Source organism: Escherichia sp. 10290, from assembly GCF_030295155.1.
GTDB classification, from domain to species: Bacteria; Pseudomonadota; Gammaproteobacteria; order Enterobacterales; family Enterobacteriaceae; genus Escherichia; species Escherichia coli_F.
Genome location: NZ_AP025741.1, coordinates 169,342 through 182,855, shown reverse-complemented (window position 1 = coordinate 182,855; position 13,514 = coordinate 169,342). Strand labels below are relative to the sequence as shown.

General features: G+C 54.9%; 9 protein-coding genes. 2 read left to right on the top strand and 7 right to left on the bottom strand.

All coding sequences use genetic code 11. From position 1 onward, the window contains the following. Positions 1-8 precede the first annotated feature (8 nt). On the bottom strand, positions 9-56 hold the full coding sequence (gene yadX, locus QUE74_RS00805) for a protein YadX (RefSeq protein WP_211180485.1): 48 nt from the start codon (positions 54-56) through the stop codon (positions 9-11). 165 nt (positions 57-221) lie between these two features. Between yadX and hemL the strand changes: the two genes are divergently transcribed. After that, positions 222-1,502: a glutamate-1-semialdehyde 2,1-aminomutase gene (gene hemL / locus QUE74_RS00800; RefSeq protein WP_000045287.1), complete on the top strand. Its 1,281-nt coding sequence runs from the start codon at positions 222-224 to the stop codon at positions 1,500-1,502. Between the two features lie 157 nt (positions 1,503-1,659). Here hemL and fhuB read toward each other — a convergent pair whose 3' ends face one another. The 6 genes from fhuB to hrpB form a co-directional block, all read right to left on the bottom strand. Next, entirely contained in the window at positions 1,660-3,642 is a 1,983-nt protein-coding gene (fhuB, locus tag QUE74_RS00795; RefSeq protein ID WP_000044020.1) for a Fe(3+)-hydroxamate ABC transporter permease FhuB, read from the bottom strand. Next, positions 3,639-4,529: a Fe(3+)-hydroxamate ABC transporter substrate-binding protein FhuD gene (fhuD, locus tag QUE74_RS00790; protein ID WP_001355205.1), complete on the bottom strand. Its 891-nt coding sequence runs from the start codon at positions 4,527-4,529 to the stop codon at positions 3,639-3,641. Before fhuD ends, fhuB begins: the two co-directional genes overlap by 4 nt. Next, positions 4,529-5,326 (bottom strand): Fe3+-hydroxamate ABC transporter ATP-binding protein FhuC, encoded by a 798-nt coding sequence (gene fhuC, locus QUE74_RS00785; protein ID WP_001158929.1) that lies wholly within the window; start codon positions 5,324-5,326, stop codon positions 4,529-4,531. The genes fhuD and fhuC overlap by 1 nt, the downstream gene beginning before the upstream one ends. 50 nt (positions 5,327-5,376) lie before the next feature. Then, positions 5,377-7,620 (bottom strand): ferrichrome porin FhuA, encoded by a 2,244-nt coding sequence (gene fhuA / locus QUE74_RS00780; protein ID WP_000124406.1) that lies wholly within the window; start codon positions 7,618-7,620, stop codon positions 5,377-5,379. Between the two features lie 219 nt (positions 7,621-7,839). Then, entirely contained in the window at positions 7,840-10,374 is a 2,535-nt protein-coding gene (gene mrcB, locus QUE74_RS00775; RefSeq protein WP_000918155.1) for a bifunctional glycosyl transferase/transpeptidase, read from the bottom strand. Between the two features lie 93 nt (positions 10,375-10,467). After that, positions 10,468-12,897: an ATP-dependent helicase HrpB gene (gene hrpB, locus QUE74_RS00770; RefSeq protein ID WP_001363864.1), complete on the bottom strand. Its 2,430-nt coding sequence runs from the start codon at positions 12,895-12,897 to the stop codon at positions 10,468-10,470. Between the two features lie 73 nt (positions 12,898-12,970). Here hrpB and thpR point away from each other — a divergent pair, with 73 nt between their 5' ends. Continuing rightward, on the top strand, positions 12,971-13,501 hold the full coding sequence (thpR, locus tag QUE74_RS00765; protein WP_001294669.1) for an RNA 2',3'-cyclic phosphodiesterase: 531 nt from the start codon (positions 12,971-12,973) through the stop codon (positions 13,499-13,501). Positions 13,502-13,514: the final 13 nt, after the last annotated feature.

The following is a 13,514-nucleotide window of genomic DNA, read 5'->3' as shown; positions in this document are numbered from 1 at the left end:
ATGATCACTTATTGGTCATACAAATAAGATGACGGCATTTTACTCGCACGTTCCATGAAAATCCTTTGCAAAGCGTAATGTTTCAAATGCACAAAACTTTTATACTCTAAGAAATCAGGATTGTACCAGTACAAGCAACCTGACGTTTGACGAGTATTTAACTTGTTATGAATAACATAGAATAGCAGCCATTCACTTTTTCTACGAATCAGGAACCCTCCATGAGTAAGTCTGAAAATCTATACAGCGCAGCGCGCGAGCTGATCCCTGGCGGTGTGAACTCCCCTGTTCGCGCCTTTACCGGCGTGGGCGGCACTCCACTGTTTATCGAAAAAGCGGACGGCGCTTATCTGTACGATGTTGATGGCAAAGCCTATATCGATTATGTCGGTTCCTGGGGGCCGATGGTGCTGGGCCATAACCATCCGGCGATCCGCAATGCCGTGATTGAAGCCGCCGAACGCGGTCTGAGCTTTGGCGCACCGACCGAAATGGAAGTGAAAATGGCGCAACTGGTGACCGAACTGGTCCCGACCATGGATATGGTGCGCATGGTGAACTCCGGCACCGAAGCGACGATGAGCGCCATCCGCCTGGCCCGTGGTTTTACCGGTCGCGACAAAATCATTAAATTCGAAGGTTGCTACCACGGTCACGCTGACTGTCTGCTGGTAAAAGCCGGTTCTGGCGCACTCACTTTAGGCCAGCCAAACTCGCCGGGCGTTCCGGCAGATTTCGCCAAACATACATTAACCTGTACTTATAACGATCTGGCCTCGGTACGCGCCGCGTTTGAGCAATACCCGCAAGAGATTGCCTGTATTATTGTCGAGCCAGTAGCAGGCAACATGAACTGTGTTCCGCCGCTGCCAGAGTTCCTGCCGGGTCTGCGCGCACTGTGCGACGAATTTGGCGCATTGCTGATCATCGATGAAGTGATGACCGGTTTCCGCGTGGCGCTGGCTGGCGCGCAGGATTATTACGACGTGGTGCCAGACCTCACCTGCCTGGGCAAAATCATCGGCGGTGGAATGCCGGTAGGCGCATTCGGTGGTCGTCGTGATGTGATGGATGCGCTGGCCCCAACCGGTCCGGTCTATCAGGCGGGTACGCTTTCCGGTAACCCGATTGCGATGGCAGCCGGTTTCGCCTGTCTGAATGAAGTCGCGCAGCCGGGCGTTCACGAGACGCTGGATGAGCTGACAACACGTCTGGCAGAAGGTCTGCTGGAAGCGGCAGAAGAAGCGGGAATTCCATTGGTCGTTAACCACGTTGGCGGCATGTTCGGTATTTTCTTTACCGACGCCGAGTCCGTGACGTGCTATCAGGATGTGATGGCCTGTGACGTGGAACGCTTTAAGCGTTTCTTCCATATGATGCTGGACGAAGGTGTTTACCTGGCACCGTCAGCGTTTGAAGCGGGCTTTATGTCTGTGGCGCACAGCATGGAAGATATCAATAACACCATCGATGCTGCACGTCGGGTGTTTGCGAAGTTGTGATCCAGCATGGTTTGTCGGATGCGGCGTAAACGCCTTATCCGACCTACAGATCAGGACCGTTTGTAGGCCCGATAAGACGCCACAGCGTCGCATCGGGTATCCGTTGCCGCGTAAAAGCTTTATCCATCCAGGAGTTAAGGGCCGTTATATGGAAAAATTAACGGCTCTGCTTTCTCAACAAATAGATAAAATACGGCGCGCCGATAAAGGTCGACAGCAGCCCCGCTGGGATCTGGAATGGAAACAGCACCATCCGCCCACACCAGTCAGCGAACACCAGCAGTAAACCACCCACCAGCGCCGAAATCACAATATGCGGCATCGTCCGTCGAAAGCCCATCATCCGCGCGATATGCGGTGCCATCAGACCAACAAAACTCAACGGTCCAATGGTCATTGTCGCGGTCGCCGTCAGGCAAGCCGCCAGCAGCAGTAGCGCAATTCGCGTCGGCGTCAGCGCCATTCCCACTGCTCGTGCGGTATCACCGCCCAGCGGTAAAATGGTCAGCCAGCGGCGGCACAGCGGGGTAATCGCCAGCAAAATTACCATCACAATTCCCGTGCGCCAGACCTGCGCCTCGGTCGCGTTGTAGGTCGAACCGGAAATCCACGTCAGCACTTGCGCCATTCGCGGGTCACCACTTGCCTGCAACATCATCAAAAGCATGGTGAACGCGGTACTTAAGGCCATCCCCGCCAGTAACATGCGGTGTGGGGAAAATCCACCGCGTCCGGCAGCGATCATAATGATCAACAGCGTCACCGCCGCGCCGAGACTGCCCGCGGGTAACAGCCAGCCAAAGGCATTACCCGGCACCAAAAACAGCATCAATACCACACCAAACGCCGCGCCGGAACTAATCCCCAGCACTTCCGGGCTTGCCATCGGGTTTCCGGTCAGCCGCTGAATAATACAGCCCGCCACTGCCAGCATGATGCCCGCAAACAGTGCCGCCATAATTCGCGGCCAGCGCCAGGGCATTAAATCATCGAGCAGCGCCCCGCTCGCCCACGTCCAGCCGTGCGCATCACGACCAAACGACAGCGCCACCACCACAGCAATTATCAGCAGCACACCGCCAGCAAGGGCAAACGCCAGCACATGTTGGCGTTCAGTCGCGACACGATCGTTGGCCTTCATATCCGGCGCACTGATGCTGCGTAAACGCGGCAGCAGCCACAGCAGCAGCGGCGCACCGATGAGCGCAGTGACCGAACCGGTAGAAACTTCCATCCACACGCGAGTCAGCCAGAGGATGATTTGATCGGAAAGCCAGAGGATCAGCGCACCAATCAGTGACGCCAGCAGCAGTCTTGGCAGCAGACGCCGCGCCCCCAGCATTTTTGCCAGCAGCGGCGCGAACAACCCGATAAAGCCGATAATCCCCACCGCGTTCACCAGCAGCGCACTGATGACTATCGCCAGCGACAGCGCCGCCAGACGCGCGAGCGACAAGGCCAGCCCGAGATTGCGCGCCACGCCATCATCAAGCCCCATCAGGGTTAACGGACGAAGTAGCAGTAACGTCAGCATCACGCCGCCCAGCAACTGCGGCCATAAACGCTCAACGCCGCCCCAGTCGGTTTGCGTCAGCGTTCCGGTGCTCCACAGGAACATGCTTTGTAGCTGGTCGTGATGGAAGATAACCAGTAACTGATTGATTGCCCCGCAATAAAGGCTCACCACAAGCCCCGCGAGGATCAGCGTTACCGGAGAAAGCCGTTTCCCCCACGCGACGCCAAAGACAATTAAGCCAACCACACAAGCCCCTGCCAATGCAGCAAACTGGCTCGCCATCGCACCAGGGATCGCCCAGAGCGTGGTGACGGTAATCCCCAGTTGCGCGCCTGTAGCAACGCCCAACGTCGTCGGTTCCGCCAGCGGGTTACGCAGCACTTGCTGAAACAGCACGCCCACCAGCCCCAGGCCCGCGCCCACCAGCAGCAAAATCGCCAGACGCGGTAACAAGCTGTAGTGAAAAATCATCTGCTCGATGACATCGATATCCGGCGACCAGGTGGCCTGCACCCACTGGCTACGCGGCAGCGCCTGCGAGAAGTTCATCCAGGTGAGCATCGCTGCGGCAATCACCAGCAGCGCCAACAATAACGCCGGGAAAAGCGCAATACGTTTACTCACGCTTTACCTCCAATGGCGTTATCCAGAATACGCACAAAGTGCATTGCCGAGAGCGTCGCACCATAAAACCAGACTGCAGGTACGCGCTGAAAGCGTCCGGCGCGGACAAACGGCATAGCCTGCCACAGCGGGGTTGCCATTAGGGTATCCATGTCTTTGCTGTTGTCGTGATCAAAACAGAGCACATCAACGTCTTTATACGCTGCCAGACGATCGATACTGACGGCGGTACTGCCCCAGAAGTTGGTTTCCCCTTGCCAGGCATTTGGGATGCCGTACTCATCAAGAATTTCCTGGAACAAGCTGTTTGGACCGAAGACCAGCATATGGCGCGGATCGATAAGTGTCGTCAGCAATAACGGGCGCGCACCACGCTTCACAAAGCGGGGTTTCATGCTGCGGATAAAGTCTTCATAGTGCGCTAAATGCGTTTCCGCTGCGCTTTGCAGGTTAAGTAAATCTGCCATTTCCGTCAGTGACTTACGCGCCATCGCCAGCGGCTGTTTGCCGTCGCTGAAGTTAAATCCGCGCCCAGGCGCAATGCGTGCCAGCATTTCTGGTGAAGGGCCATACCCTGCCGACCAGACCATAAACGACGGTTTCATTTCGGTCAGCAGTTCAAGGTTAGGTTCTGTACGCAAACCAACGTCAATCACTGAATCCGGCAATGGTGGCTCGCTGACCCACAGGCGATAGTTGATGGTATCCGCCACGCCGTAAGGCACGATGCCGAGCGCCAGCAGTAATTCCACCGGCAACCACTCCAGCGCCACAATACGCTTTGGATCAATAGCCGCCGCGCGGGCGGTATTCATCTGCCATAACAACGGAGAAAGCGCCATCGCCGTTAACAGTCGACGGCGCGAAATAAGAGGTAAGCCGCTCATCAATAAACAAAACTCACAGGTGCAGCACCCGCCGGATGCGGCAAAATACCCATCGGGATGCCATAAATCATTTCGAGGGTTTCGCCGCGCATAATTTCCGCAGGCGTTCCCTGAGCAATCATTTCACCGCCGCGCAGGGCGACCAGATAATCACAGTAACGCGCAGCCATATTGATATCGTGCAGCACGGCAATGACCGTCAGGCCACGCTCCTGACTTAAACGGTGCACCAGCGCCAGCACATCAACCTGGTGGGCGATATCCAGCGCCGAGGTCGGTTCGTCCAGCAACAGACAACGGCTATCCTGCGCCACCAGCATGGCGATCCACGCCCGTTGACGTTCGCCGCCAGAGAGGCTATCGACCAGCCGATGCGCCAGCGGTTTTAAGCCAACCAGCGAGATAGCCTCTTCGACCTTTTCGCGATCTGCCGCGCCAAAGCGCCCCAGCGCGCCATGCCACGGGTAACGACCAATCGCCACCAGTTCACGCACCGTCATCCCTTCTGCCGGAGGAAGCTGCTGCGGCAAATAAGCCACTTTGCGAGCAAACGCTTTGCTGCTCCAGCTTTCCAGCGGCTGGGCATCAAGAAGAATCTCCCCTTCCGACGGCGGTTGGTGACGGCCAAGCATTTTGAGCAGAGTGGATTTACCAGAACCGTTGTGACCAATCAGACCGGTCACTTTCCCGGCAGGAAAGGTTAACGACAGCGGATGCAAAAGCGTGCGCCCGGGCACACGAAAGGAGATATTACGCAGTGCAAAAGTGGTATCGGAATGATTCGTGTATTCCTGCATAACAGCCAACTTGTGAAACGGGCACGGAAATCCGTGCCCCAAAAGAGAAATTAGAAACGGAAGGTTGCGGTTGCAACGACCTGACGTTCTGCGCCCCAGAAGCAGCCATAGGTATTAAAGCAGCTGGCGACGTATTCACGATCGAACAGGTTGTTGACATGCAGCGCCACGTTGGAGCCCGCCATGCCGACTCGCGCCAGATCATAACGCACTAACGCATCCACGACCGTATAACTTCCCACTTTAAAGGAGTTAGCCGGATCACCATAGCTGGAGCCTGTAAAGCGACCGCCAGTACCGAGCGTCAGGCCGGAGAGCGGGCCTTCAAAGAAGGTGTAGTCAGCCCACAGAGAAGCCATGTGTTTTGGCACCTGCGCAGGCGTGTTGCCTTTGTAGGTAGTATCGGTGGTGTATTCTGCATCGGTGTAAGTATAAGAACCAACTACGTTAACACTCGCCGACAGCGCCGCTTTCGCTTCGATTTCTACGCCACGCGCGCGGATTTCACCACCTTCAACCGAGAAGAAGGAACCCTCAGGGTCCGCCATCAGGTTGTTGGTTTTAGTGAGATTATACACAGCACCAGTAACCACAATTGGGCGATCTTCCGGTACATATTTCACGCCGACCTCATACTGCTTACCTTTAGACGGCGCAAAAATATTACCATCCTTCCCAACTTGTGAAGAAGGTTCAAACGATTCGCTATAGCTGAAGTAAGGTGTTACACCATTATCAAACAGGTAGTTAACACCACCACGCCAGGTAAACTGTTTGTCATCACGTTTATCGGTCGTCCCTTCAACGCGGTTATGAGACTCTTGATCCGCCCAGTCATAACGACCGCCCAGGGTGACCAGCACTTTATCCCACTGCGCCTGATCCTGAACATAAACACCCGTTTGTTTCTGCTTATTCAGAATGCGGTAAGGGCCGGAGTTTGCCGGATCTTTCGCATTGAAGTCGAAATCGGTATTCACCGGATTGTACAGATCGAGCAGCGGTACGGAGTCGTCGTAACCAAACCAGGCGTTGATGTCATTACGCATACGCATAAAGTCGACACCGGTCAGCAGAGTGTGGTCGATATCGCCAGTGGCAAACTTGCTCTGCAACTGGGTATCAACGGAGAAGTTTTGCAGCTTCTCATCATCAACGACGTATTTACGTGCCAGGTAGTGACCTTTATCGGCTGGCGCTAAAGCGGCACACTGTTTGCTGTAAGCATTCGCCGGATCGGAGCAGACGCCGTAACCATAAACGCTGTTTTGCGAGGTTTTGTTTTCAGCAAAGCGCAGGTTCTGACGCACCGTAAAGGTGTCGTTAAATTCGTGATCGAAGCTGTAGCCCACCATCTTCTCATTACGAGAATAGGTGTTGTTCTTCGCCCCTTCGTTAAAATCTGTCGGCAGACGCTTACCGTTCGGCAGCGGCTCAACGGTTCCCTCTTTCGGCAGCCAGCCGTAATAACCGGTTTCCGGCTCGTTCTGGAAGTAAGAAAGGAAGGTGAAATTGGTTTTATCATCCGGGCGCCAGGTGAACGCTGGAGCAATAGCATAACGCTGCTCTTCTGCCCCCTTCTGCTGAGCATTGGCTGAACGCGCAATACCAGTCAGACGATAAGAGTAAACGCCGTCATCATCCAGCGCATCACTGAAGTCAAAACCAGTCTGGAACAGGCTGTCAGTACCGGCTTTAAACTGAATTTCTTTCAGCGGTTCTGTAGTCGGGCGCTTGCTGACCATGTTCAACAGGCCGCCAGGACTGCTTTTACCGTAAAGCACTGAAACCGGACCACGCATAATTTCAGCGCGTTCCAGCATATACGGGTCAATAACTGCATCGTTATAGAAGTTGCCTTGCAACTTCAGACCGTTGAGATAGTTATTCTGGCTTTGGCCTTCTGCTGCAAAACCACGAATAATCAAATGATCATAAGTGTTTGATGCACCACGCGTACCGACCGAAACGCCTGGCGTATAGCTAAGAGCTTCTTTTACCGACTTCGGCTGATGCAGCGCCATCTCTTCGGCGGTCACAACAGAAATAGACTGTGGCACTTTTTGAATCGGTGTATCGGTTTTGGTGCCGGTAGCGGACTGTCGCGCCGCAATAGTTGCAGCTGGCCCCCATGCGCTTTCTTGCGGCGCTGGTGCAGCGGTAACGGTGATAGTGTCTTCTTTCGGTTCAACCGCTGCCTGTGCGTAAACAGACATGCCGCTAACCGCTGTGGCTACTACAACTGCGATTTTACGCAGTGAGTGTTTTGGCTGAGCAGTTTTGGAACGCGCCATTGGTATATCTCTGATGTAAAGTGAATGATAACGTAAACGAGAATGATTATTATAAAGATAAGATAATATTCGAAACGCTGGCGGGTTCGCAAGCGGTACGCAATCTGAGCGTTCCTGAAGGGTTAATAAACAACCAGATGAAAAGAAAGGGTTAATACTTTAGGTGGGATGTTATTTTACCGGATGGCAACTCGCCATCCGGTATGTCACGCTTAGACGTTAATTACTACCAAACATATCCTTGATCCAACCTGCTACGCCGTCACTGTCTTTCTGCTCTTGCTGAGCAGGTTGCTGTTGCGGCTGTTGCTGCGGCTGAGAAGACTGATCAAACGGATTGCCTGACGGTTGCTGCTGCATCTCACTCTGCTGGCACAGCGATTGCGGATCGCTGGTCCAGACCGGTAAGACACGCATGCCCCCGCTGCAGACAAAGTTGCCGTCGTAGTCCACGCCCATATCAGCAATGTCTTCTGGCGGAACAAGATTCAGCGGTGTTGGTGTCTGGTTAGCCAGATAACGCTGATAAATCGACATTGCCCCACTGGCACCATACAGTTTGGTCGGCTGGTTGTTATCACGGCCTACCCAGGTGATGGTCACCGTGCTGCCGTCAATGCCCGCAAACCAGGTATCCACGTTGTTGTTGGTAGTCCCGGTTTTGCCCGCCAGATGCAGGTTCGGGTATTTCGCCCCAAGCTGACGACCCGTACCGCGTTGTACCACCTGCTGCATGGTCCATAGTGTCAGATACGCCGCCTGCGCCGGAACCGCGCGTTCCGCCTGCGGGAAGCTCTGATACAACACCTTGCCATCTTCCGCGATTACCGAACGCAGCGCAGAAAGCGGTGCTCGATTACCACCACTAGCGATGGTCTGGAACGCCTGCGCCACTTCAATTGGCGTTAAGTTCAACGCCCCCAGCAGCATTGCCGGAACCGGATGCAGCTGATCTTTCGGTACGCCCAGTTTAATCCAGGTATCCGTAACCGCAGGCAGACCCAGCGCCATCCCCAGATTCACCGTCGGCACGTTCATCGAACGTGTCAACGCATCCACCAGCATCACTCTGCCACTTTCGCTATAACGACGATCATCGTTCTGCGGTGACCAGACCTGGCCATTCGGCTGACGCAGCGCGATTGGCGCATCGGCAATCCACGTGTTCAGGCGATAGATTTTCGGCTGGCTTAAGGCCGTCAGATAAGTCGCTGGTTTTGCAAGGGAACCAATCGAACGACGCGCCTGCATCGCACGGTTGTAACCTGCAAACTGCGGCTCAGAACCACCAACCATCGCGCGAACTTCACCGCTAAAGCGGTCGACAACCACAATTGCCGTTTCCAGATCGCTCAGCTTTCGCTGTTTCTTCAGCGCCGGAATACCTTCCACGGCGGCTTTTTCTGCCGCGTCCTGGGCCACCGAGTCAAAGGTAGTGAAGATCTTCACGCCGGAGAGATCTTTCACTTTATCGCCCAGTTTCGCCTGTAGCTCCTGACGCACCAGTTGCATAAAGGCTGGCTGTGGAGAGATTACCCCGCCGCGCGGCTGAACCCCCAGCGGACGTGCACTCAACATGTCATAGAGCTCTTGATCAATAATCTGCTGTTGTTGCAGCAGACGCAGCACCAGGTTACGTCGCTCCAGCGCCAGTTTCGGGTTACGCCACGGGTTGTAGATGGACGCTCCTTTCACCATACCCACCAACAGCGCCTGCTGATCGAGGCTCAATTCTTCTACCGGGCGACCAAAGTAATACAAGCTCGCCAGCGGGAAGCCGCGGATTTCGTTGTCGCCGCTCTGACCGAGATACACCTCGTTCATATACAGCTCAAGAATGCGGTCTTTGCTGTAACGCGCATCCATGATCAGCGCCATGTAGGCTTCGTTCGCTTTACGCCAGTAAGAACGTTCGCTGGAGAGGAACAGGTTTTTCACCAACTGTTGCGTCAGCGTACTCGCTCCCTGCACCGTGCGTCCGGCGGTCAGGTTTGCCAGCACCGCACGTCCGATGGAGTAGAGACTGATCCCATCATGCTCGTAGAAATGACGGTCTTCTGTCGCCAGCAAAGTATCCACCAGCAAATCCGGGAAACCACTGCGCGGCACAAACAGACGTTGCTCACCGTTTGGTGAAGAGATCATAGTGATCAGGCGCGGATCAAGACGGAAGAAACCGAACTGACGGTTGTTCTCCATATTGACGATCGTCGCCAGATGATCGCCATCAAAGGTCAGACGCGCACGCACCTGTCCTTCTTTGCTGTCCGGGAAATCAAACGGACGACGGATCATCTCAATGCTGTTGGCCTGCACGGTAAATTCGCCAGGGCGCGTCATTTTCGACACCTGACGATACTGGGTCGCCTCCAGCAGCTTCACCATCTCGTTTTTGCTGATGGTCATGTCTGGCTCAAGGTTGACCATTCGGCCATAAACAGCCGCAGGCAATTGCCAGACTTTGCCATCAATACGGCTACGAATTTTTTGATCGAGATAAACGCCGTAAATGGCGATCAGCACGGCAAAAACAATAGCCAGTTTTAGCAGCAGCCATAGCCAGCCGCGTTTGCCACGAGGCTTACGCCCTTTGCCTTTGCCCTTACCTTTGCGCGGCATCGGTTCTTCATCCTCATAGTCATCATAATCGTCGTAATCATCGTCATCTTCGTAACGACGACGGCTTACCTTTTGTTTGACCGGACGCGTCGGTTTCCCTTTGCGTCCAATTGGCTCGCGGTCATTCCCGGCCATGCTTTTTCTCCGCAATATTCAGGCGCAAAAGCCCGATTTTCTGTTCTTCTGTAACAAGACAGAAGAAGATATCTCTCAAATTTACTTTGGTCTTCATGAATACTTTTTCGTCCGTCGCGTCGGTGCGGTATTTGCCGGATCATCCGGCCAGACGTGTTTGGGATAACGCCCTTTCATCTCTTTTTGCACATCGCAATACGCTCCTTTCCAGAAGGCGCTCAAATCTCGTGTGATTTGCAGCGGCCTTTGGGCAGGAGAAAGCAACTCCAGCACCAGCGGCACACGCCCCTGGGCGATCGTCGGATTGGTGGCCTCGCCAAACATCTCCTGCATTCTCACCGCCAGCGCGGGCGGGTTATCTTCATGGTAACGAATGGCGATCCGGCTTCCCGTCGGCACAGTGTAATGCGCAGGCAATTCACTATCCAGACGTTGCTGCATCCCCCAATCAAGTAATCCGCGTAGCGCCTGATAAATATCGAGTGATTTCAGGCCGCGTAGCGAATGTACGCCTGCCATATGCGGCAGTAGCCACGTTTCCAGCGTCGCCAACAAACTTTCATCATCAACCGCTGGCCAGTCATATTCTGGCAACCACCTGGCGGCGCATAACAAACGCAAGCGTAGCTGTTCCGCTTCCGGCGTCCAGTTAAGCACGCTTAAGCCTTTTTCACGAATGCCGTTAAGCATCGCCTGATGCAGCTCGTCTTCTGAAGGCTTCGCCAGCGGCTGCACTTTTACCGTCAGTTGGCCGATTTGCAACCGACGCCAGGCTTTCAGCGTACCTTGCGCATCATCCCACTCCACGGTGTCCGATTGCTGCACCAGCTGCGGACAGCGTTGCACTAATTCATCGATATCGACCGGTAGCGCCAGTAAAATCCGCGCATCCGGCGAGGCGCTACCCTGCAATAATAACGGTGCGATCAACCATTCGTGGCGGCTGAGCGCATCATCGGCATCGAGCATTGCCCCCATGCCGTTTGCCAGTTGATAGCGCCCCTCTTGCCCACGGCGGCGAGCGATGCGATCGGCAAACGCTCCGGCAAGTAACGGTGCGATAAGCGAACTGTCTGCCTCACCGCCGCGTACGTTTAAGCGCTTTAACAGTTGCTGGCTACGTTGCTGCCAGGCAGGTTGATTGCGCGAAAACGCCACGCCCAGATCGATATTGCCCATCCGTGGTGGCTCTTCGAGAATAGCGGCAATTTTTGCAGCGGTAGCAGCTTCGTCGTCGCTCTTTGCGCTCACCAGCATTGCCGCTAAACGCGGATCGTTACCCAGCGTCGCCATTTTCTGCCCTTTCGTGCTTAGCCGTTCACCGTCCATCGCCCCCAGCATCCGCAACAGGCGTTTCGCGGCCTGTAAATTCACGGCTGGCGGTTGATCCAGCCAGCTCATCTGCGTCGGATCGCTGCATCCCCATTGCAGTAATTCCATCAGCAAACCGGAGAGATCGCTTTGTAAGATTTCCGGTTCACTTTGCGCGGAGGCGCGTTCTGCTTGTTCTTTGGCGATTAAATGTAGACAGATCCCCGGCTCCAGACGTCCGGCACGCCCCGCACGCTGCGTCATAGATGCCTGACTAACGCGTTGAGTAATCAGCCGCGTAAGCCCCGTGCGCGGATCAAAGCGCGCCACACGTTCCTGAGCACAATCCACCACCAGACGAATACCTTCGATGGTTAAACTGGTTTCAGCAATATTGGTTGCCAGCACTACTTTGCGCATCCCTTCTGGTGCCGGAAGGATCGCTTTTCGCTGATCGTTCAGCGACAACGCGCCATACAGCGGGCAGAGCAACACATCACTACCGATGCGCGAAGCCAGTTGTTCCTGAACGCGCTGAATTTCTCCGACACCAGGTAAAAATAACAGTAATGAGCCGCTTTCCTGATGCAGCAATTCGGCGGTGGCAACCGCCACGGCTTCATCAAAACGCTGATGAGCGGGCAGCGGTAAATATCGGCGTTCAACCGGAAACGAGCGCCCTTCTGAGATGACGACGGGCGCTTCTGGCAGCATCTGCTGCAAGCGGTCATTGTCCAGCGTAGCCGACATAATCAGTAGTTTAAGGTCATCACGCAGACCTTGTTGCACATCGAGTAACAGCGCCAACGCCAGATCCGCCTGCAAGCTGCGCTCATGAAACTCATCGAGGATCACCAATCCAACGCCGCTCAGTTCAGGGTCACGCTGGATCATGCGCGTCAACACGCCTTCGGTAACTACTTCCAGGCGAGTATTTGGCCCGACACAGTTTTGCGCGCGCATCCGGTAGCCTACCGTATCACCTGTTTTTTCGTTAAGCAGTTCCGCCAGTCGTTGCGCAACGTTACGCGCCGCCAGGCGACGCGGCTCCAGCAGGATAATTTTTCCGTTAATGCCGGGATGCGCCAGCAGTTGCAGCGGCAGCCAGGTTGATTTCCCGGCCCCGGTCGGCGCACTTAATAACACCTGCGGTGCACCATCGAGGGCAGCAAGTAACTCAGGTAAGACGGCAGCAACGGGCAACGACGACACAAAACGCTCCAGAGGGTTAACATTCTTCGCGCCACATTGTAGCATCGCGGTAATGCATAACCGAGTACCTCACATGTCTGAACCGCAACGGCTGTTCTTTGCTATCGACTTACCTGCAGAAATCCGCGAACAGATTATCCACTGGCGCGCCGCACAGTTCCCACCAGACGCGGGACGTCCGGTCGCCGCCGATAATTTACATCTGACACTGGCATTTTTAGGCGAAGTGAGCGCAGAGAAAGAGAAGGCGCTTTCTCTTTTAGCCGGACGGATTCGTCAGCCCGGTTTCACACTCAAGCTTGATGACGCCGGTCAGTGGCTGCGTTCGCGTGTGGTATGGTTAGGGATGCGTCAGCCGCCACGCGGCTTAATCCAGTTGGCGAATATGCTTCGTTCACAAGCTGCACGCAGCGGTTGTTTTCAAAGCAATCGACCGTTTCATCCACATATCACCTTATTGCGCGACGCCAGCGAGGCGGTGACAATCCCGCCGCCAGGCTTTAACTGGTCGTATACGGTGACGGAGTTCACCCTTTACGCCTCCTCGTTTGCCCGTGGGCGCACACGCTACACGCCGCTAAAACGCTGGGCGCTAACGCAATAACAAGGATTGTCGC